The organism is Methylobacterium sp. Leaf100, from assembly GCF_001422845.1.
Lineage (GTDB): Bacteria > Pseudomonadota > Alphaproteobacteria > Rhizobiales > Beijerinckiaceae > Methylobacterium.
Genome location: NZ_LMMW01000023.1, coordinates 64,624 through 84,206, shown reverse-complemented (window position 1 = coordinate 84,206; position 19,583 = coordinate 64,624). Strand labels below are relative to the sequence as shown.

Sequence of the window (19,583 nt, the reverse complement as noted above, 5' to 3'; positions counted from 1 at the left end):
GACCACGCGAGCACAGCATCCGGTCGCCCATTCCCTCCTGACTTCGAGACGGACTGCGCCCCCTATGGCCAAGAAACTAGCTTCGATCGTCCTCGCCCTGGCCGCCACGGCGTCCCTCGCCGCGGCTCCGGCCCTGGCGCAGCCGGCGCCGCAGACCAAGCGCGGCAATGAGACCCTGAAGAAGTACTGCACCGGCGACTACCTGACTTATTGCGGCAACATCTCCCCCGACGATCCGGCCATGGACAAGTGCTTCCAGACCAACTGGACCAAGCTGTCGGAGAATTGCCGCCGGGCCATCGACGCCTACGAGAAGAACCCCGCCAATAAGAAGTAGCCGGACCGCCCCGTGGTCTCGGCCGGGCCGCACCGCAGGGTGCGGCCCGGTTTTCCGCAGAACCGTTTTTCGGGTGGACCGGTTTTCCAGTGGACCGGTTTTCCGGTGGACCCATGCGCGCCATGGGATAAGCGCGGCCGTTTCCCTCGCGTCGCGGGCCGGCAGCCGCTATGGTGCGGGCCATTCGCGTGCCGGACCCCCAAAGCCCCGATGCCCAGATCCCACGGCGCCCCGTCGCGCCCCCTCACGATCCTCGCGGCCTTCGGCCTCGTCGCCTTGGCGACCGCCGGCTGCGGCCGGCGCGGCGGCCTCGAACCGCCGCCGGGCTCCGCCGCGCCGAATCCGCCCACCGCGCGCCTCTCCGGCACGGCGCCCGCGAGCCCCCGCGCCCTCCCCCAAAGCGTCGGCCTCGGCGGCGGTGCCGCCACGCCGGATCCCGATGCGGTGCGGGCCGGCGACGAGCTCGACGCCGCCGTGGTGCCGGGGTCGGGCAGCGAGGCGCCGATCCTGACCGGGCGCGGCGCCAAGCGCGGCTACGTCGTTCCGAAACAGCCGTTCTTCCTCGACCCGCTCCTCTAGGGCCGGCCTCCTCCGGGGTTTTCGCCCTCCGGGATCTTCGTCCTCTCGGGTGCCCAAGACCCGTCGTCCGGAAGCCCGTCGTCCAAAAGCCCTTCCGAAAAGCCCTGCGTCCAAGGCCACGCGATGCATCACTTCCATTACCGCGACGGTCGCCTCGCGGCCGAGTACGTCGATCTGACGGGCCTCGCCGACGCGGTCGGGACGCCGTTCTACTGCTACGCCACCGCCACCCTGGAGCGGCATTACCGGGTGTTCGCCGAGGCGTTCGCGGGCGACGACGCCCTGGTGTGCTACGCCATGAAGGCGAATTCCAACCAGGCGGTGCTCACGACCCTCGCCCGCCAGGGGGCGGGCATGGACATCGTGTCGGAAGGCGAACTCCGCCGGGCTCTGGCCGCCGGAGTCGATCCGCAGCGGATCGTGTTCTCCGGCGTCGGCAAGACCCCCGACGAGATGGCCGCCGCCCTCAAGGCCGGCATCTACTGCTTCAACGTCGAGAGCGAGCCCGAACTCGCCGTGCTGTCGGGGGTCGCCGCCGGCCTCGGCCTCACGGCCCCCGTCTCGATCCGGGTGAACCCCGACGTCGACGCCGGAACCCACGCGAAGATCTCCACGGGCAAATCCGAGAACAAGTTCGGTATTCCGATCGCGTGCGCACGCGCGGTCTACGCCCACGCGGCCACCCTGCCGGGCCTCGCGGTCTCCGGCGTCGACATGCACATCGGCAGCCAGATCACCGATCTGGCGCCTTTCGACCATGCTGCTCGGCTCCTCGCCGGCCTCGCCCGTGATCTTCTCGCCGACGGCCACGCCCTGCACCACATCGATTTCGGCGGCGGCCTCGGCATTCCCTACCGCGACGACAACGCGCCGCCGCCGGACCCCTCGGCCCTGGCGGCGATCCTGCGCCCGCACTTCACGAGTCTGGGCCTGCGCCCGGTGTTCGAGATCGGCCGGATGATCGCCGGGAACGCCGGCATCCTCGTCACCCGCGTGCTCTACGTGAAGCGCGCGGAAGGCCGGACCTTCGTCATCGTCGACGCGGCCATGAACGACCTCATCCGCCCGACCCTCTACGACGCCTATCACGGCCTGCGTCCGGTCCTCGAGGCCGGTCCCGAGACGCCCCGGCTCGTCGCCGACGTGGTCGGCCCCGTCTGCGAGAGCGGCGATTACATCGCGCTCGCCCGCGACATCCCCGAGGTGGCCCCCGGCGACCTCATGGCGGTGATGAGTGCCGGCGCCTACGGCGCCGTCCAGGCCGGCACCTACAACACCCGCCGCCTCGTGCCCGAGGTGCTGGTGCGCGGCGCCGACTGGGCCGTGGTGCGCCCGCGCCAGACCTACGAGGAACTCATCGGCCTCGACCGCGTGCCGGAGTGGCTGGCGGAGACGGCTTGAGAGTTTGGGGTAACCCCCCGGCGCAGATCGTCAAAAGTTTACTGAACCCCGGAGTGCATCGCCTCTCCCCGCAAGCGGGGCGAGGGGATGCGCTTCGAGTGGTTCGGTCGATCCCGGCCGGGGAAACGATCCCGGACTCACGCCGCCAGTTCCGCCTCCAGCCGCTCGGTCGCCTCGACGGGGAGATCCAGCGCCTCGGCCAGGTCCTGGAGGAACTTGCGTTCCTGCAGGGTGTCGGGGTCGATGGCGAGGCGCGCCGCCGCGTAGATGCGGGCCGCCTGCTCGGGGTTGGTCGCCCGCTCGGCGATGGCGTCCACGTCCGCCGGGTCGGCGAGTTCCGCCTCGAGCCAGCGCCGACCGTCGGCCTCGATGCCCGCCGCCGACAGGGCGTCGTCGAGGCGCTTGCGCTCGCCCGCATCGACCAGACCGTCCGCCAGGGTCGCCGCCACCATGGCGCGCAGCATGGTCCGGGCCTCGTCCTCGCCGACGGTGATGTGGTCGAACGGTGTGGCGCCGGGGGGTGCGGGCGCTTTCGTGTCGGTGCTCTTTGGATCGGAGGCCTTTGGATCGGAGGCCTTGGGATCGCCGGACTGCATGGCGGGCGCGCCCCGCAGGGCCTTCGTGGCGAGGGCCGCCACCAGGGCGAGGCCGCCGAGGGCCGCCGTCGCCGCGAGTCCCGTGCGGCGGGTGCGCACCAGCGCATCGACCATGCTGCGTGCGGCCGAATCGCCCGGCCCGGCCTGCTGTACCTCGGACATCGGATGCCCCCTTCGTCATGTGCAATCGATCCACAACCCCGGCCGGGGCGCCTCGGTTCAGATCGACGCTCCGCCCCGGCGCGCCATGGGCTGATTTGACCCGATCGCCCCCGGCGGCCACCATGCTAGCTTGCGCGTCCGGCGTCAGAGGACCACGGCGCCAGAGGAACCCGACACGATGGCCGAGGCCGACCCGGCGACGTCCGGCGCGACACGCGCTTCCAGCCCGGGTGGTGCCACCACCGCCGGCGGCGCCGCCCTTCGCGGGCGCCTCGACCGCCTCGTCTCCTGGTCGCAGACGGCCGCGCTGTGGGAAGGCGCCTGGCCGATCCTGTGGCGCGGGCTCGGACTCGCCCTCGCCTTCCTCACCCTGTCCTGGCTCGGCCTGTGGCTCGACCTCTCGCCGACGTGGCGCATGGTGGGGCTCGCCGCCTTCGGCCTCGCCCTCGTGGCCGCCCTCCTGCCGCTGGCGACCCTGCGGCGCCCGAGCCGGCGCGCTGCCCTGGCCCGCATCGACCGCGAGGCCGCCGGCCGCGACGGTGCCCTCGTCCACGGTCCGGCCTCGGCCATCGAGGATACCCTGGCGCTCGGCACCGCGGACCCCGCGACCCGGGCCCTGTGGGCCCTGCACCAGCGCCGGTCGGCCGAGGCGGTGGCCCGCCTGAAGGCCGCCCCGCCCCGGCCCGACATGCCCCGCCGCGATCCCTTCGCGCTGCGCGCCGCCCTCCTGGCGGCGGCCGTCGCCAGCCTGTTCGTCGCCGGGGCCGAGTGGCGCCAGCGCCTCGCGGGCGCCTTCGACTGGACCCTGCCGCCCCCGCCCGCCCCGAGCTTCCGGGTCGACGGCTGGATCGACCCGCCCCTCTACACCCGCCTGCCGCCCCTGGTGGTGACCATGAACGGCACCGAGCAGCGCCTGCGCGCGCCGGTGAATTCCACCCTGATCATCCGCATCGCCGGCCACGGCGCGGCGACCCTCGACGCGAAATCCGGCCTGACGGCGTTGCCGGCCCAAGCCCCGCAGGGGGACAAAGCCCCGCAGGGGGACAAAGCCCTGCAGGCGAACCAAGCCCCGCAGGGGGACAAAGCCCCGCAGGCGAACAAGCCGCCGCACGCGGACCTGCGCGAGGACCGGTTCCGGCTCACGGGCGGCACCGCCGAACTCACCATCGCGGCCGGCGGGGCGCCGCTCCAGCACCTCCTCGTCGAGACAATTCCCGACCTGCCGCCCGGGATCCGCCGCATCGGCGCCCTCGAGGTCAACACCCGCGGCACCTTCAACCTGACCTACCGGGCCAAGGACGATTACGGCATCGCGTCGGCCGAGGGGATCGTCGAGCCCCTGGCCGGCACCCGCGCCCTTGTGCCGCCGCCGCGCATCGCGCTCGCGCTACCGGCCGACGCCGCCGGCGAGGCCGACACCAAGACCCTGGTCGATCTCACCGACAATCCGTGGTCGGGCGCCCGGGTGCGCCTCACCCTGGTGGCGAAGGACGAGGCCGGCCAGGAGGGCCGCACGGAGACGGCCGAGATCACCCTGCCGGCCCGCGTGTTCACCCAACCCCTGGCGCGGTCCCTGGCGGAGGAGCGCCGCCGCCTCATCACCGCCCCCGACGAGAGCCGGGGCCGGGTCCTCACCGCCCTCGATGCCCTCCTCATCGCGCCCGACCGCTTCACCCCGCAGCCGAGCGTGTTCCTCGGTCTCAAGACCGCATCGCGCCGCCTGCGCGCCGCCCGCAACGACGCGGCCCTGATGGAGGTCGCCGACTTCCTGTGGGAGATGGCCCTCAAGATCGAGGACGGCGACCTCTCGGACGCCGAGAAGAGCCTGCGCGCGGCCCAGGACAACCTCAAGCAGGCCATCGAGCGCAACGCCCCCGACGAGGAGATCCAGAAGCTCACGGAGGATCTGAAGAAGGCCCTCGACACGTTCATGAAGAACATGGCCGAGCGCCAGAAGGAGAAGGGCCAGAAGCCCAAGGCCGACGGCCAGCCGCCGGCCCAAGGGGGCAAGACCGTGACCCCCGACGACCTCAACAAGATGCTGAAGGACATGGCCGACGCGATGAAGCGCGGCGACACGGCGGAGGCCCAGAGGCTCCTCGAGCAGCTGCGCGAGATCCTCGAGAACCTCCAGACCGCCGAGCCCGGCGGCAAGGCCGATCCGAGTTCGCGCGAGATGGCGAAGCAGGCCGACGAACTCGACAAGCTCTCCCGCGAGCAGCAGGAGCTGCGCGACCAGACCTTCAAGGAGGGCCAGGACAAGGAAGGCGGGTCCGGCCAGCCCCGGCCCGGTCAGCGCCCGCCGCGCGGTCAGCAGCAGCCCGGCCAGAAGGGCCAGCCGGGACAGGGCCAGCCGGGACAGGGCCAGAACGGCGAAGGCCAGCAGGGCCAGGGTCAGAAGGGCCAGAAGGGTCAAGGACAGGGCGAGCGCCAGCAGGCACTGCGGGAGCGCCTCCAGGATCTGCAGCGCAAGATGAAGGACCTCGGCATGGAGGGCGAGGACGGCCTGTCCGAAGCCGAAGAGGCCATGCGCGAGGCCGAAGGGGCGCTGGGCCAGGGCCGCGAGGGCGAGGCCGTCGATGCACAGGGGCGTGCCCTCGACGGGCTCAAGCGCGGCGCCGAGGGCATGCAGAAGCAGATGCAGGAGATGGCGGAGGGCGAAGGCGAGGGGGACGGCCAGCAGGAGGGGGGGCAGAACCCGAGTCAACAGGGCCAGGCGGGCAACAGCGAGAACGACCCCCTTGGGCGTCCCAACAAGGGGCGCAACATGACGAGCGGCAACGCCCGGGTGCCCACCGCCGACGAATCCGCCGTCCAGCGCACCCGCCGGATCCTCGAGGAGCTGCGGCGCAAGCTCGGCGACCCGAGCCGCCCGCGCGAGGAGCTCGACTATTTCGAGCGCCTGCTGCGCCGGAACTGAGCGGTCCCCCGCTCTTTCCGGGCCAGCGCGGTGTGGTGAGGCGCGGACAACGCCGCCTCGTCAGGAAATGATCGCCGTTTCGCAGAGGGGGCCCGTCGCGCTCCACGCCGACCGCGACGCGTTGTCGGACATTGATCCGCGCAATTTCGCCCTCGCGACCGATGCCGAAATCCCGGCCCCTGGGCGGCGACGGAGCCGAAGTCCATATGGGGAGCGTGCCGTCGTGTCGGCGCTCGGCCCCCTGTTCCGATCGGCGCGCCGACGCCCCAGCCGCGAGATCCTGACCCCGTGATGTCCTCCAACACCCTCGTTCTCCTCGCCTGCGCGGCGGTGGCCGTCGTGCTGCTGCTCGGCCTCGTCAACATGATGCGGGGCGGCAGCGCCAACGTCTCGCAGAGGCTCATGCGCCTGCGCGTCCTGCTGCAATTCGTGGCCATCGTCCTGATCATGGGCGTGGTGTGGTGGCGCTCGACCTGATCGCTCCGGTCCCGGCGGGATCCCCCGGGGTGTGGCGGGGAGGTCTCACCGCCGGTCTATCGGGGAGGATGGGGCGGATTAAGCGGTCCGTGGCCTGACGCGGCTCCGTGGCCCCGTGCTAGACAGGCCCGCTACAACCGGATCGGTCCCGATGCTTTCCAACTCGTCCCGTCTGCTCGCCAGCGCCCTCGCCCTGGCCGCCGTCCCGGTCCAGGCCGCCGATCTGCGCGGCGGATCGATGCCGGCCGCCTACGCGGCCCCGGTCAAGCCCATGAGCTTCGTCTCGGAGGTCCGCATCGGCGGCGCCGTGCAGGACCCCGGCAGCGCCGAGCGCGACACCAACAACATCAACGGCGAGATTCTGTTCGCCAAGCCGCTGGTGAGCCTCGATCCGTTCTGGCAGGCCTTCGTGCCGCGTCCCACCGCGGGCGGCAGCTACAATTTCGGCGGCCGCACCAGCTACGCCTATCTCGGCGCGACCTGGACCGTGGACCTGTTCCCGCAGACCTTCAACAACATCGTCTTCCTCGAAGGCTTCTTCGGCGCCGCCGCCCATAACGGCCACACCGGCCTGAAGGCCACCACGCCGCCCGGCTTCAATTCCCTCGGCTGCAGTCCCCTGTTCCGCGAGGCCGCCGCCCTCGGCTTCCGCCTCAGCGAGCGTTGGAGCATCATGGCCACCGTCGAGCACATGTCGAACGCAGGCCTGTGCAGCAACAACCGCGGCCTGACCAATTACGGCGGCAAGATCGGTTACACGTTCTGACCTGAGCGGATCCAGGGACACGTCCGCCGGATTCCGGTGCCCGAAGGATCGACCGGCCGGGCTCGGGCGTTTCCCGGGATATCTCTGTTCCCCGGGGCATGCCTGCCCCTCCGACGATCGGACAGCCCGTGGTCACGCTCAACCGCATCTACACCCGCACGGGCGACAAGGGCTCGACGGCCCTGGCCAGCGGCGAGCGCCGCTCGAAGGCGGATCTGCGCATCGAGACCTACGGCACGGTGGACGAGACCAATGCCTGCATCGGCCTCGTCCGGCTCCATGCCGAACCGGCTTTGGATACGATGCTGGGCCTGATCCAGAACGACCTGTTCGACCTCGGCGCCGACCTCGCCACGCCCGAGACCGGCACGCCGCTGCCCTACGAGCCCCTGCGCATGGTCGACGCCCAGGTGAAGCGCCTGGAAGCCGACATCGACACCCTGAACGCGCACCTGTCGCCCCTGAAATCCTTTGTGCTGCCCGGCGGCTCGGCGGCCTCCGCCGCCCTGCACCTCGCCCGCACCGTCTGCCGCCGGGCCGAGCGGCTGGCCGTGGCCCTCGCGGCGACGGAGGGCGAGGTCGTCTCGGCGCCGGCCCTGCAATACCTCAACCGCCTGTCGGACTTCCTGTTCGTAGCGAGCCGCACGGCCAACGCGAACGGCGCCGACGACGTGCTGTGGGTGCCGGGCAAGAACCGCTGATCGGAGCATCGCTGATCCGATCGCGGGCGGCACGCCGTCCCGGTCCGTGCCGGATTCCCAATCCGCTGACTGCCTCTTTTCGAAATCCGCACTGAGCCGGCGTGGAGCACGACAGGCCCGCTCTCCTTTCAGGAGAGGGGGCCCGCGCATCCCGCGCGATGCGTGAAGGCCATCGCCTTTCGGGAGGTGAGACCGGCGCGTCCCGCGGGAGGTGCGAAGGCCGTCGCCACGGGTGGAGGGCCGTCTCGCGATGCCTGGACGGCGACGCGGTCCGCCCCCGGAAGCGCCGCTCGGTGAATCCATCGGGTCCCCCGGCGCGGGGTGCGTCCCCGCACGTGCGTTGACAAGGCCGAAACCTCGTCGTTACGGTCCGCCGCCTCAAATGAGAGGGTTCTGGATCGCCGGACGTGCCGGGGGTCCTCCGCGCGCCGCGCCGGCCCTCCCCAAAAACATCCGCGCGGAGGATAGTGACCGCCATGAAGGTTCTGGTGCCCGTCAAGCGGGTCGTCGATTACAACGTGAAGATCCGGGTCAAGGCGGACGGCTCGGGCGTGGATCTGGCCAACGTCAAGATGTCCATGAACCCCTTCGACGAGATCGCCGTCGAGGAGGCCATCCGGCTGAAGGAGAAGGGCAAGGTCACGGAGATCGTGGCGGTGTCGATCGGCCCGCAGCAGGCGCAGGAGACCCTGCGCACGGCCCTCGCCATGGGCGCCGACCGTGCCATCCTGGTGAAGACCGACGGGCTCGTGGAGCCCCTCGCCGTGGCCAAGATCCTCAAGGCCCTGGTGGACAAGGAGGGCCCGGAGCTCGTCATCCTCGGCAAGCAGGCCATCGACGACGATTCCAACCAGACCGGCCAGATGCTGGCCGCCCTCCTCGACTGGCCGCAGGGTACCTTCGCCTTCCGGGTCGAGTTCGGCGACGGCGCCATCGACGTGACCCGCGAGGTCGACGGCGGCCTGCAGACCGTGAGCCTCAAGCTGCCGGCCATCGTCACCACGGACCTGCGCCTCAACGAGCCGCGCTACGCGAGCTTGCCCAACATCATGAAGGCGAAGAAGAAGCCCCTGGAGGAGCTGACTCCCGATGCGCTGGGCATCGACGTCACCCCCCGGATCACGGTGCTGAAGACCGTCGAGCCCGCTGGTCGCAAGGCGGGCGTCAAGGTCGAGTCGGCCAAGGCCCTGGTCGAAAAGCTCAAGGTCGAAGCCGGGGTCATCTGACCCCGCCTCCTAACCTCTCCTCGCCCTCCCCCGTGTGAGGCCCGGCGCCGCGACGGCGACGGGCCCCCGGCCCCGACACTTCCCGAGGTCCCCCGAATGGCCACCCTCCTCTACATCGAGCACGACAACGGTGCGGTTCGCGATGCGAGCCTGAAGGCCCTTACCGCCGCCGCCCAACTCGGCGCGCCCGTCCACGTCCTGGTGCTGGGCTCCGGCGGCCGCACCGCCGCCGAGGCCGCCGCCAAGCTGGAGGGCGTCGAAAAGGTGCTGCTCTCCGAGGACGCCGTCTACGACCACGCGCTGGCCGAGCCCACCGCCGCCGGGATCGCCGCCCTCGCGGGCGCCTACGACGTGGTCATCGCCGCCGCCTCGACCACGGGCAAGAACGTGCTGCCGCGGGTCGCCGCCCTCCTCGACGTGGCCCAGATCTCCGACATCATCACGGTGGTCTCGCCAGACACGTTCGAGCGGCCGATCTACGCCGGCAACGCCATCCAGACCGTGCAGGCGAAGGAGCCCAAGAAGGTCATCACCGTCCGCACGGCCGCGTTCAAGGCCGCCGTCGAGGGTGGGGCCGCCGCCGCCGTCGAGGCCGTCTCGGGGGCCGCGCCGGCCGCCGGCGGATCGACCTTCAAGGGCGAGGAGATCGCGAAATCCGACCGTCCGGAACTCGCCGCCGCGCGCATCATCGTCTCGGGCGGCCGGTCGCTGGGCTCGGCCGACAAGTTCAAGGAGCTCATCGAGCCCCTGGCCGACGCCCTGGGCGCGGCGGTCGGCGCCTCGCGCGCGGCGGTCGATGCGGGCTACGCCCCCAACGACTGGCAGGTCGGTCAGACCGGCAAGGTGGTGGCCCCCGACCTCTACGTGGCGGTGGGCATCTCGGGCGCGATCCAGCACCTCGCCGGCATGAAGGACTCGAAGGTCATCGTCGCCATCAACAAGGACGAGGACGCGCCGATCTTCCAGGTGGCGGATTACGGCCTCGTCGGCGACCTGTTCCAGGTGGTGCCCGACTTCCAGGCCGAGCTGGTCAAGGCCAAGGGGCAGTAGGACCGCCGACGAGGACGGCCGCGCCCAAGGGTCCGGCAAAGGTCCGGCGCGAGAATAACGGTCTCCGCCGGGCTGCCCTCGGGTTGGAAATGGTCTAAGATTCTGGTGCGACGCGCGTTTTCATAGCCGCAGACCTACCTGCCGCCGGGTCGCTCCGGCGGTGGGCGTGAAGCGCCTCGGGGGTTTGGATTCACCGCAATGGGCATCGATATCAGGACCGTCGGGATCGTCGGCGCCGGGCAGATGGGCAGCGGCATCGCCCATGTCTGCGCCATGGCGGGTCTCGACGTCCGGTTGAACGACCGCGACCCCGCCCGCATCCGTAGCGGGCTGGCCACCATCGACGGCAACCTCGCCCGTCAGGTCGCCAAGGGCACGATCCCCGAGGAGCAGCGCCGCAGCGCCGTCGGCCGCATCGTCGGGGCGGAAAGCTTCGACGACCTGGCGCCGTGCGACCTCGTCATCGAGGCGGCGACGGAGGACGAGACCACCAAGCGCCAGATCTTCAGCACGCTCTGCGCCTCCCTGCGCCCCGAGGCCCTGGTCGCCACCAACACCTCGTCGATCTCGATCACGCGGCTCGCCGCGTCCACGGACCGGCCCGAGCGCTTCATCGGCATCCACTTCATGAACCCCGTGCCGGTGATGCAGCTGGTCGAGCTCATCCGCGGCATCGCCACCGAAGACCCGACCTACGAGTCGGCGAAGGCCTTCATCGCCAAGCTCGGTAAGACCTCGACCATGTCGGAGGATTTCCCGGCCTTCATCGTCAACCGCATCCTGCTGCCGATGATCAACGAGGCGATCTACACCCTCTACGAGGGCGTCGGCTCGGTGGAATCCATCGACACGGCGATGAAGCTCGGCGCCAACCACCCCATGGGCCCGCTCCAGCTCGCCGACTTCATCGGCCTCGACACCTGCCTGTCGGTGATGCAGGTGCTCTACGAGGGGCTGGCCGATTCGAAGTACCGCCCCTGCCCGCTCCTGGTGAAGTACGTCGAGGCCGGCTGGCTCGGCCGCAAGGTGAAGCGCGGCTTCTACGATTATCGCGGCGAGACGCCGGTCCCGACCCGCTGAGGCGGCCCATCGCGTGGGGGATGCGCTGACGCTGAGCTACACCCGCGCGGGGTCGGGCTGGGTCGCGGCGATCGGCCCGGTCTGCCTTCACCTCGACGACCGGAACGGGGTGGTGCACCCCGCCCACGCCGCCGTGGCGGACGCCATGCCGGCGACGCTGCCCGCCCTGCGCGCGACGGCGGCGGCCTACCTCGACCTGTTCGTGGATCGGCGCAGGGCCTGCGGCGACGACCCGGCCCCGTGGTGGCTGGACGAAGTCGAGTTCCGCGACCATCCGGCGTCGGACCCGCTCGTCTACGCCCTCCACTTCACCCTCGCGGGCGATGAGGGCGGCCTCTGGACCGTCGACATGCGGGTCGGGGCGGACGGGCACCGGCCGATCCGGTTCGAGCGCCGGCAGGGCTGACGCGGGTGGGCCTTCGGCGTCAGGCCTCCGCGCCCGGCTCGGGCGGCACGCCGTACACCCGCGCGTAGAGGTCGGCGGTCGGCTCGATCTCGACGGCGCCGGTTTCCCCCGGGCCGTAGGTGCCTGCAACGGCGAACTGCCAGGCCTCCTCGAACCCGACGATGTCGAACGACAGGGTCGGGAAGCGGCCGTGCAGCGCCGCGAACACCGGTGCGGGAAAGCTCCAGGCCGTGGCGATGCAGAACTCCAGCACGGCGGTGCCGTCCTGGTGCCACGCCGTCTCCGTGTAGGACTCCGCGTTGCGCTGGGTGCCCCAGTGCTCCAGGAGCCAAGCGGTCTGTTCGGGATAGGCGGTGAGGGAGGCCGGCATCGGCAGGATGCGGTTGAAGTCCATCGCCAGGAGCGGCGGCTCGACGGGCGGCGCCGCGCCCGGTTCACGCCCCCGGACGAGGCCGCGCAGGCGCGCCAGCAGACCCGGGACGGACGAGGCCGGGGCGGAACGCCGGGGTGGATCCACCGCCACCACCATCAGCGCCCGGAACGCCGCCACCGCTTCCGCGGGGCCGCGGACCGTGCAGCGCGTCGTGACGTGGTTGGTCATGCCGGGCGCATCCCGCCTGCCGTCGATCCCAACGAAAAAGGCCGGCCCGCGGGTGCGGGGCCGGCCTTTGGTTCGGTCCGAGCGATCAGCGCGCGGAGTTCGTGGACGGCTGGGTGTTGGCCGGGACGGTGCTGCCGGTGCTGGCGGGCATGTCCGACTTCAGGCCGTTATTCGCCTGGGCGGGGGCGGCCGGGTTCTGGGCGCCGGCCTTGGTCTGCGACGCGTAGTCCGGCGGGGACTGCGAGCCCTGCCAGGTCATCAGGCCGACGATGGCAACCGCCAGGAGCGCGAGGCTCCCCAGCAGGACGGCGAGGACCGGCTTACCCTTCTTGCCCTGGCGGGAATCCTGTCCGTGAAGCTGCTCTGCCATGTGACCCTCGTGGATGGCGCCCAGGGCGAATCGCCCGGACGCGTGACTGTGTTCGGAGGTCAAACGCCGGGTCGGATCGGGAGTTCCTGCGCTCAGCGCCCCGTCACCAGCAGGATCTTGCCGAGATGCGCGCTGGATTCCATGAGTTCGTGGGCGCGGGCCGCGTCTTCGAGGGGGAAGGTCGCGTGGATGACCGGACGGATCGTCCCGGCGTCGAGGAGGGGCCAGACATCCCGGGCGAGCCCCCGCGCGATGGCGGCCTTCTCGGATTTCGGCCGGGCCCGCAGGGTGGCGCCCGTGACGGTGAGGCGCTTCATCATGATCGGCGTCATGCTGAAGGACTCGACCTTGTAGCCCTGCATGAAGGCGATCTGGACGAGGCGCCCCTCGATGGCGAGCGCCGACAGGTTCTTGGCCAGATACGGCGCGCCCACCATGTCGAGGATCACGTCGACGCCGTGGCCCTCGGTCAGGGCCTTCACCCGCTCGACGAAGTCCTCCTCGCGGTAGTTGATGGCCGCCTCGGCGCCGAGATCGACGCAGAAGGCGCATTTCTCCGCCGAGCCCGCCGTGGCGAACACCCGGGCGCCGTGGTGTTTGGCGATCTGGATCGCCGTGGAGCCGATGCCGCTCGATCCGCCATGGACCAGGAAGGCCTCGCCGGGCTGGAGCCGGCCGCGCTCGATCACGGTGGAATAGACGGTGAAATAGGTCTCGGGGATGCCCGCGGCCTCGACCAGGGACAGGGGCGCGGGGCGCGGCAGGCACTGCCCGGCCTCCGCCACGGCGAACTCGGCGTAGCCGCCGCTGAGGGTGAGCGCGCAGACCTCGTCCCCGAGGCCGAGCCCCGTGACGCCCTCCCCCAGGGCCACGATCCGGCCGGCGACTTCGAGGCCGGGAATCTCCGTCGCGCCCTTCGGCGGCGGATACTTGCCCTCGCGCTGCTGGATGTCCGGCCGGTTCACCCCCGCGGCCACCACCTCGATGAGCACCTGCCCCGGCCCGGCCTGGGGCAGCCCCACCGTCTCGACGGCCACCACCTCCGGCCCGCCGGCGGCGGTGAACCGGATCTGGCGCATGGATTTGGGCAGGCTGGCGGTCATGGCGGGGCTCCCTTTGGCGAGACCCGTCATGTGCGGTGGGGTGGGGTTTTGGCAAGGGATGGGGGTTTTTGGAGGAGATCGGTTTCGGCTGGGTCTGACCCGTCGCGGACCTTTGGCTCTGCCTATTCGAATGTCCGCTTGGAAGGCGAAGCGGCCCTGAAAGCGACGGCTAGGACATCGGCATGTCGAAGCCTATTTAGGCATCTGCCGGATGTCTACGATGAGGTCATCGTACCGAGTGTCAATCAGAGTCCAATCGGAACCCGGGATAAGCATCCAAAAAGGACCCATCTGCCGGCCGCGCTGATGATCACTGCCGTAGAGATCGACGCCGCGGAGCCAGTCAGGGCGAGCACAGCAGCGTCGATCTTGAGTCCAACTCACCGGCTGCTAAGAAGAGGAAATGCTCGGGCGCAGCTCACGCTTGCTTCGATTTAGTCCCTGATACTATTCTAAATGCCAATCTTGACTTGTGAAGTCCACTTCACAGAACCAGGTGGTGCTCGCGAGACCCGCGTACATTGTGCGGTTCCAGCCATTAAGATCGTAACCAGAGCTATTTGCGCTATCTAATAAGTGAAGCCTAAATAAATTTGGTTGTAGTATATTAAGCGCACCAACTCTACTGTCAATTATGCGCGCGAGCTCGGCGGCAGCTTGTACACTCCATCTATAAGATAAATTGTAGTCTTCAAAGTGACGATGAACTCTAAGTTTTTCGATATCAGTCCAGTGGTCTGGTGGGGCACATACATATTCAATCGTAATAGGATTGCTTCTACGAACCCGTGCAGTTACCCAGCGTTGATTGTAAAATTTGTCATCGTCTAAGTACGGATGAAGTGTCTGCTGCTGTATGAGGGCCCCAAACGAATTACTTTTCCCTGTGTTGCAATCGCGGCAACAGGGGATCAGATTTGACGGAAGGATAGAGTAAAGTGGAAAATTCGCCTTTGGTAAATAATGATCTAAGGTTTGAACTTGGCCTATGCCTCCACAGAATGGACACTTCCCTCCTGATCCTACAAGTATGTCATCGTAAATATCTCTTGAAGGTCCCTTACAATCTACCATATAAGAGGAGTAAAGCTCCATAAGGTTTTTTTTGCTTAAAGTACCCGTTACGATAAGTCCCGGATTTCCATTAGGAATGCGGGGAAGGGTTGCCCAAGATGCCGTTGCGGTAGCAGCGGCGAAAGCAGTCACAGCGGCTACTATATGTACCTGATTGTCCGAATAATTTTTTCTAAGACTAGGATCTTTCACGGACAATACGCAAGTCTCATAGACTTGGATTGGATCGTTAGTTGGGAGTGATATTTTTCTCATTACTGCACGATCTTAGCATCACGCTCTGCAATCATAGCGCGAAGAATGCCGCGGGCTTCCAATCCGATTTGCTCTTTGTACTTGAAAACGATCAGGTCGTAAGGTTTTCCCTCTAAAACCTCCGCTTCAAGCAACGAATGAAAACCAGATTTAGCAACTTCTAGTCCAAAAACTTCTCGCGTTAGGATGCCTACGTTCTCACCAAAAGTTTCTATTCGAGGAGGCTCAGTGTGCATCGCTAAGCGAGACCTTGTTATGATCGAAACACAAGATTTTGGCACTTCCTGCAAAACAACAGGAGAATGTGTAGCAACAATCGCAACGCCGTTTCGATGACGCAATAGTTCACTCAAGGCGCGCGTAAAAGCCGATAAAAGCGGCGGATGGAGATGGCTTTCTGGCTCATCAAGTAAGACCAGTGTTTTTTCTTCAATTTTGGCAACCAGCCGTGAAATAGTTAAAAAAACGATCGCATGGCCTGAGCTCATCTTCCCGACAAGATGTGTCGCTGTAGGCTTGAGTTGCGGTTCTGACAGATCTGCTAGACCGCCTAATTGCATCCCAGCGAAATTTTCGTCCGACTCCAACGTCGTTATCGCGGATCGCCAACGGCCCATCTTTGTCTTGTCTGAAAAACATTCAGACAGACTTGCAACACATTCATCTCGCAAGGCACCTGTAGATTTTAATTTTGCACCATCCTTACCCGTAACATGCTTTAGTCCAACATAATAGTAACGTGGCCCCTCTTCAGGATTAGTACGTTCTGGTGGCGGATCAAATGGATCAAAGGCACTGAAAGCAACAGATACCAGACTGCTAAAGTAAGTTGGATCAATTTTCTGCTGATTAAATAAGTCATTTTGGTAGAAATGTGAACTGGTAGAACATGGATTTATGAGGGCTGTAATCATTTCATTGAGGAGGGATGTTTTTCCAACCCCATTACGTCCGATAAGGATGTGTATATTTGTGCTTGGCAACGAGCCTGCGTCGACCTTAAAGATTAGCTCTATGCCTGCTATATCCGTGGTTTCCTCACGACGAAATCCGAAATCAAAGTTACTTAGTGAGGCCCCACCTTCCAAGATGCGCCGATATTGGCCTGTGATAGTCGAAACACCAATCGAACGAAGTAAGGAGACTTGAAAAACCTCTTCTCCGGACGCGTTTTGATGATTTAATTCATCGTAAACCACGTCTTTGATGTTAGCTAGAAAAGTTTTCCTGAATTTTTCGGATACACTTGAGTAGAGTTTATGATAATAATCTACATCTTGACCGACCGAGAAAAAACCTTCGGGTAGCTCTTCAAATACGTTTTCTATATTCTCGTAGGTTTTCTCGATAGTTTTTTGACCAACAAATCCAATCTTTACTGCGCCAAGATCGACCTCTGCACCCCCCTCGTCAAAGATCAATGCATCAAACATCGTAAAAAATGAATAGTCATTCCAGTGGTCTATCTTCAAATATACTTCATTGTTTCCTGAGGACGGAAAATGCTGAAATCGTGGAATGACGATGAATTTCACCTGCGTTTCCCTCTCGCGTCCTTATGGTCAGACTATATCTTAGATCCAGAGGAAATCTTCTGCTTTCCTGCGCTCCTAACGGAGTGCGCGCTTCGCGTCGTTCCGGAGCAGCGTGACGACTGTGCTGGTCCGCTGACGGTCCACGTCGGAGATCGCGATGTTGCCAGTCCAACGGCGTCGGAGGTGGACCAAGCGACACTTTAAAAAGTACGTCCGTAGGTCAGGGTGCAGGCATGTCGTGGCCGCCGGACCGACCATTCCATCTCAACGGGAGCTGGCGGGCTCCAAGCAGACATTCGAGCGGTTTCGCCCGAATGTCCGCTGATAGCGCGAAACTGCCTATGGTTGTCTCTGCACTGAAGGGCCGCTCCCACAACTTACCTTCGGGAAAGGGACCGCCTCAAGTTCACCCGTTACGAACATTAGGGATAACTACCGAGTCTAAACCCCCACACCTACCGCGTGCCGTACATCCGATCCCCCGCATCCCCCAGCCCAGGAACGATGTAGCCGTGGTCGTTGAGGTGGCTGTCGATGGCGGCGGTCCAGATCGGCACGTCGGGGTGGCCCGCCTGGAGGTGGGCGATCCCCTCCGGGGCGGCGAGCAGGCAGACGAAGCGGAGGTCGTGGGCGCCGCGCGCCTTCAGGAGGGTGATGGCCGCCACCGCCGAATTGCCCGTGGCGAGCATCGGATCGAGGACCAGGACCGTGCGGTCGGCGAGATCCGACGGGGCCTTGAAGTAGTATTCCACCGCCTCCAGGCTCTCGGGATCGCGGTAGAGCCCCACATGGGCGACCCGAGCCGAGGGCATCAGCGACAGCATGCCGTCGAGGAAGCCGGTGCCGGCCCGCAGGATCGGCGCGAGGACGAGCTTCTTGCCGGCGATCTGCGGCGCCTGCATGGTCTGGATCGGCGTCGCGATGGTGACGGATTCGAGCGGGAGGTCGCGGGTGACCTCGTAGGCCAGCAGCATGCCGATCTCGTTGAGGATCTGGCGGAACCCCTTGGTGGAGCGCGCCTTGTCGCGCAGGAGCGTCAGCTTGTGCTGAACGAGGGGGTGGTCGACCACCCGAACCGCCGCGTTTGGCATCGCCCGCCCTCGTCCCCGGTCGGGTCGGCGCAACGCGGACCCCAGGCGACGAGCCTTAGCGGATCGGGGCCGCGCCCGCATCGGGGCCCGCAACAAAAAGGGCTCCCGGCGTGGTGCCGGAAGCCCCCTGTGGATGGGACGCTTTGGGTCGTTCAGACCGAGCGGGTCGAATCGGCGGCGCGCTTCTGGGCCATGTAGGCGTCGAATTCTTCGCGATCTTTCGCCCGCTTCAGGCCCTCGACGTACTCCGAAAAGGCGCGGCTCTCCTCGGCCAGCGCCTTGCGCTGGGCGTCGAGCCGGTCGAGCTCGGCCTTGCGGTAATCGTCGAAGGCGCGGTTGCCCGTGGTGCCGACGCCGTTGGCCGCCTCGTAGGCGGCGGCGAAGCGCGAGCGCCCCGGCGTGCCGCCCGCCTGCCAGGCCGAGCCCCAGGCGCTGCCGCGGCTGGCGAGCCCCCGCAACTCGCTCAAGGCTGGATAGCCCGCGACCTTCCAGGCGACGTAGGCGGCGGCGAGCGGCCACCAGTAGAGGAAGCCCACCACGATGGCGCCGATCTCGAAGGACTTTTTGGGAAACGGGCCGCTGCGGCAGGCTTTGCCGGAGGCCCAGGGGGAGGTCGAGGATTGACTCACGGCTCACGTCTCCGATGTTAATGTGAACGACATTTACTTGCGGATGCGGCGGCGCGCTTTCAAGGGGGGCGTGGCGCGGATTCGTGCGCGGTTCGCGCCCGATGCTCGCCTCATCCGGGCGAACCCCGTTCCGTGGGCCGGCTGCGCCGTTCCATCTTGGGGCGCGCGCGAAGGTTGTGGTTCGGTTGCGCGCCGGTCGTGCGTCAGTCGCGCGCGCGCGCGGGCCCGGCGCCGTGCACGAGGGCGAGGACGCCGGCGCGCAGGAGCTCGTACTTGTCCGGCACGCCCGGCCCCTTCGGCAGGTGCCCGGAGGCGGCCAGCGTCGCCAGACCGTGGGACAGGGCCCAGACTTCGAGGGCGACGAAGCGCGGCGCCACCCCGCCGAAGCCCTCGGGGAAGGTCGATTGCAGGGCGTCCACCAGCAGGTCGAACGGGCTCGGCCGGGGCCCGGCCTCCGGGTTCGGCGCCCCCGCGGGCAGGCCCCGGGTCTCGAAGATCGCCGCGTAGTAGCCCGGCTCCTCCTCGGCGAAGGCGAGGTACGCCTCGCCCATCCGGGTGAACCGCTCGAGCGGCGTCCCCTTCGCCGCCAGGGACCGCGCCAGGCGCTCGGCGAGGTCGGTGAAGCCGCGCCCCGCCACCTCCTCCAGCAGGGCCTCGCGCCCGCGGAAATGGCGGTAGAGGGCGGCCGGCGTCACGCCCACCAGGCGGGCCGCGTCGACCAGGGTGAACCCGCCGACGCCGCGCTCGGCGATGAACCGGCGCGCCGCCTCGATCAGGGCCTCCTTGAGGTTCCCGTGGTGGTAGCTGCGCCGGTCGTCGGGGCCTTCGCGCCAGGGTCGCACGCTGTTGTCCTCATCGGGTCCGCCCCATCATGACGGGCGAGAGCCCTCGTGGTTGCAAGTGGGGTTGCAGACCGGAGCCCTCCCCTAGCACGCGACCGTGAATTTTTAAGCCATCTCTGTCGATTAGTAGACAGACCGTACGCTATCGACGCAGGGGCGCAACAGGGCGCGATTCTAGATCCGGAAGATGGACCCCGCCGCGTCGCGCGCCGCATTCTTGGCGTCGCGGGCGGCTTCGAGGCGCGCGATCTCGCGCTGCAGGAGGGCGATGCGCTCGGCGAGATCGGCGACCGACAGGGTGTCGAGGGGCTCGCCCACCCGGTGGGCCGGGCTCGATTCCGGACGGGTCTCGTCGTCATCGCGCATGGTCTGTCCTTCTCCG

General features: G+C 67.2%; 20 protein-coding genes. 11 read left to right on the top strand and 9 right to left on the bottom strand.

Annotation, left to right across the window (positions count from 1 at the left end):
* Positions 1-64 precede the first annotated feature (64 nt).
* From ASF25_RS13040 to lysA, 3 genes are all read left to right on the top strand, one after another.
* Complete coding sequence (locus ASF25_RS13040; protein ID WP_056175436.1) at positions 65-337, top strand: hypothetical protein; 273 nt, start codon at positions 65-67, stop codon at positions 335-337.
* 210 nt (positions 338-547) lie between these two features.
* A complete protein-coding gene (locus ASF25_RS13035) occupies positions 548-916 on the top strand; it encodes a lipoprotein (RefSeq protein WP_056261573.1) in 369 nt (122 codons plus the stop codon).
* Positions 917-1,039: 123 nt separating this feature from the next.
* The gene (gene lysA / locus ASF25_RS13030; protein WP_056305081.1) at positions 1,040-2,317 is read left to right on the top strand and encodes a diaminopimelate decarboxylase; all 1,278 of its coding nucleotides are present in this window, start codon (positions 1,040-1,042) and stop codon (positions 2,315-2,317) included.
* 137 nt (positions 2,318-2,454) lie between these two features.
* On the opposite strand, the gene ASF25_RS13025 is transcribed toward lysA, so the two are convergent.
* A complete protein-coding gene (locus tag ASF25_RS13025; RefSeq protein ID WP_244473009.1) occupies positions 2,455-3,075 on the bottom strand; it encodes a DUF533 domain-containing protein in 621 nt (206 codons plus the stop codon).
* Between the two features lie 178 nt (positions 3,076-3,253).
* Here ASF25_RS13025 and ASF25_RS13020 point away from each other — a divergent pair, with 178 nt between their 5' ends.
* The 8 genes from ASF25_RS13020 (at position 3,254) to ASF25_RS12985 (ending at position 11,701) form a co-directional block, all read left to right on the top strand.
* The gene (locus ASF25_RS13020) at positions 3,254-5,995 is read left to right on the top strand and encodes a TIGR02302 family protein (protein ID WP_056305079.1); all 2,742 of its coding nucleotides are present in this window, start codon (positions 3,254-3,256) and stop codon (positions 5,993-5,995) included.
* Between the two features lie 291 nt (positions 5,996-6,286).
* Complete coding sequence (locus tag ASF25_RS13015) at positions 6,287-6,472, top strand: twin transmembrane helix small protein (RefSeq protein ID WP_056175447.1); 186 nt, start codon at positions 6,287-6,289, stop codon at positions 6,470-6,472.
* A 151-nt stretch (positions 6,473-6,623) separates the two neighbouring features.
* The gene (locus ASF25_RS13010; protein ID WP_056305077.1) at positions 6,624-7,238 is read left to right on the top strand and encodes an acyloxyacyl hydrolase; all 615 of its coding nucleotides are present in this window, start codon (positions 6,624-6,626) and stop codon (positions 7,236-7,238) included.
* A 128-nt stretch (positions 7,239-7,366) separates the two neighbouring features.
* Positions 7,367-7,939, top strand: a complete 573-nt coding sequence (locus ASF25_RS13005) for a cob(I)yrinic acid a,c-diamide adenosyltransferase (RefSeq protein WP_056175453.1) — start codon at positions 7,367-7,369, stop codon at positions 7,937-7,939.
* A 476-nt stretch (positions 7,940-8,415) separates the two neighbouring features.
* Positions 8,416-9,165 carry an electron transfer flavoprotein subunit beta/FixA family protein gene (locus ASF25_RS13000; RefSeq protein WP_056175455.1) on the top strand — a complete coding sequence of 250 codons (750 nt, stop codon included), beginning with the start codon at positions 8,416-8,418 and terminating at the stop codon, positions 9,163-9,165.
* A gap of 96 nt (positions 9,166-9,261) precedes the next feature.
* On the top strand, positions 9,262-10,215 hold the full coding sequence (locus tag ASF25_RS12995; RefSeq protein ID WP_056175458.1) for an FAD-binding protein: 954 nt from the start codon (positions 9,262-9,264) through the stop codon (positions 10,213-10,215).
* Positions 10,216-10,413: 198 nt separating this feature from the next.
* Positions 10,414-11,295: a 3-hydroxybutyryl-CoA dehydrogenase gene (locus ASF25_RS12990; protein ID WP_056175461.1), complete on the top strand. Its 882-nt coding sequence runs from the start codon at positions 10,414-10,416 to the stop codon at positions 11,293-11,295.
* Positions 11,296-11,308: 13 nt separating this feature from the next.
* Positions 11,309-11,701 carry a hypothetical protein gene (locus tag ASF25_RS12985; RefSeq protein ID WP_082502677.1) on the top strand — a complete coding sequence of 131 codons (393 nt, stop codon included), beginning with the start codon at positions 11,309-11,311 and terminating at the stop codon, positions 11,699-11,701.
* Positions 11,702-11,720: 19 nt separating this feature from the next.
* Here ASF25_RS12985 and ASF25_RS12980 read toward each other — a convergent pair whose 3' ends face one another.
* The 8 genes from ASF25_RS12980 to ASF25_RS12950 form a co-directional block, all read right to left on the bottom strand.
* Positions 11,721-12,302, bottom strand: a complete 582-nt coding sequence (locus tag ASF25_RS12980; RefSeq protein WP_056305076.1) for a hypothetical protein — start codon at positions 12,300-12,302, stop codon at positions 11,721-11,723.
* An 85-nt stretch (positions 12,303-12,387) separates the two neighbouring features.
* Positions 12,388-12,672: a hypothetical protein gene (locus ASF25_RS12975; RefSeq protein WP_056305074.1), complete on the bottom strand. Its 285-nt coding sequence runs from the start codon at positions 12,670-12,672 to the stop codon at positions 12,388-12,390.
* A gap of 92 nt (positions 12,673-12,764) precedes the next feature.
* A complete protein-coding gene (locus ASF25_RS12970) occupies positions 12,765-13,775 on the bottom strand; it encodes an NAD(P)H-quinone oxidoreductase (RefSeq protein WP_056305071.1) in 1,011 nt (336 codons plus the stop codon).
* 1,328 nt (positions 13,776-15,103) lie between these two features.
* Positions 15,104-16,639: an AAA family ATPase gene (locus ASF25_RS21990; RefSeq protein WP_082502712.1), complete on the bottom strand. Its 1,536-nt coding sequence runs from the start codon at positions 16,637-16,639 to the stop codon at positions 15,104-15,106.
* Positions 16,640-17,094: 455 nt separating this feature from the next.
* Positions 17,095-17,730 carry a uracil phosphoribosyltransferase gene (gene upp, locus ASF25_RS12965; RefSeq protein ID WP_056305069.1) on the bottom strand — a complete coding sequence of 212 codons (636 nt, stop codon included), beginning with the start codon at positions 17,728-17,730 and terminating at the stop codon, positions 17,095-17,097.
* Between the two features lie 152 nt (positions 17,731-17,882).
* The gene (locus ASF25_RS12960; RefSeq protein WP_056305067.1) at positions 17,883-18,359 is read right to left on the bottom strand and encodes a DUF2852 domain-containing protein; all 477 of its coding nucleotides are present in this window, start codon (positions 18,357-18,359) and stop codon (positions 17,883-17,885) included.
* A gap of 203 nt (positions 18,360-18,562) precedes the next feature.
* Entirely contained in the window at positions 18,563-19,201 is a 639-nt protein-coding gene (locus ASF25_RS12955; protein ID WP_056175487.1) for a TetR/AcrR family transcriptional regulator, read from the bottom strand.
* Between the two features lie 174 nt (positions 19,202-19,375).
* Entirely contained in the window at positions 19,376-19,567 is a 192-nt protein-coding gene (locus tag ASF25_RS12950; protein ID WP_056263102.1) for a DUF1192 domain-containing protein, read from the bottom strand.
* Between the last annotated feature and the right edge of the window lie 16 nt (positions 19,568-19,583).

What these genes read in the sequence shown, in the direction of transcription:
- upp (WP_056305069.1), bottom strand. Translation starts at nt 17,730, where the DNA reads ATGCCAAACGCGGCGGTTCGGGTGGTCGACCACCCCCTCGTTCAGCAC.
- ASF25_RS13010 (WP_056305077.1), top strand. Translation starts at nt 6,624, where the DNA reads ATGCTTTCCAACTCGTCCCGTCTGCTCGCCAGCGCCCTCGCCCTGGCC.
- ASF25_RS12980 (WP_056305076.1), bottom strand. Translation starts at nt 12,302, where the DNA reads ATGACCAACCACGTCACGACGCGCTGCACGGTCCGCGGCCCCGCGGAA.
- ASF25_RS13000 (WP_056175455.1), top strand. Translation starts at nt 8,416, where the DNA reads ATGAAGGTTCTGGTGCCCGTCAAGCGGGTCGTCGATTACAACGTGAAG.
- ASF25_RS13015 (WP_056175447.1), top strand. Translation starts at nt 6,287, where the DNA reads ATGTCCTCCAACACCCTCGTTCTCCTCGCCTGCGCGGCGGTGGCCGTC.
- ASF25_RS12995 (WP_056175458.1), top strand. Translation starts at nt 9,262, where the DNA reads ATGGCCACCCTCCTCTACATCGAGCACGACAACGGTGCGGTTCGCGAT.
- lysA (WP_056305081.1), top strand. Translation starts at nt 1,040, where the DNA reads ATGCATCACTTCCATTACCGCGACGGTCGCCTCGCGGCCGAGTACGTC.
- ASF25_RS13040 (WP_056175436.1), top strand. Translation starts at nt 65, where the DNA reads ATGGCCAAGAAACTAGCTTCGATCGTCCTCGCCCTGGCCGCCACGGCG.
- ASF25_RS12950 (WP_056263102.1), bottom strand. Translation starts at nt 19,567, where the DNA reads ATGCGCGATGACGACGAGACCCGTCCGGAATCGAGCCCGGCCCACCGG.
- ASF25_RS13025 (WP_244473009.1), bottom strand. Translation starts at nt 3,075, where the DNA reads ATGTCCGAGGTACAGCAGGCCGGGCCGGGCGATTCGGCCGCACGCAGC.
- ASF25_RS12975 (WP_056305074.1), bottom strand. Translation starts at nt 12,672, where the DNA reads ATGGCAGAGCAGCTTCACGGACAGGATTCCCGCCAGGGCAAGAAGGGT.
- ASF25_RS12990 (WP_056175461.1), top strand. Translation starts at nt 10,414, where the DNA reads ATGGGCATCGATATCAGGACCGTCGGGATCGTCGGCGCCGGGCAGATG.
- ASF25_RS13020 (WP_056305079.1), top strand. Translation starts at nt 3,254, where the DNA reads ATGGCCGAGGCCGACCCGGCGACGTCCGGCGCGACACGCGCTTCCAGC.
- ASF25_RS13035 (WP_056261573.1), top strand. Translation starts at nt 548, where the DNA reads ATGCCCAGATCCCACGGCGCCCCGTCGCGCCCCCTCACGATCCTCGCG.
- ASF25_RS12970 (WP_056305071.1), bottom strand. Translation starts at nt 13,775, where the DNA reads ATGACCGCCAGCCTGCCCAAATCCATGCGCCAGATCCGGTTCACCGCC.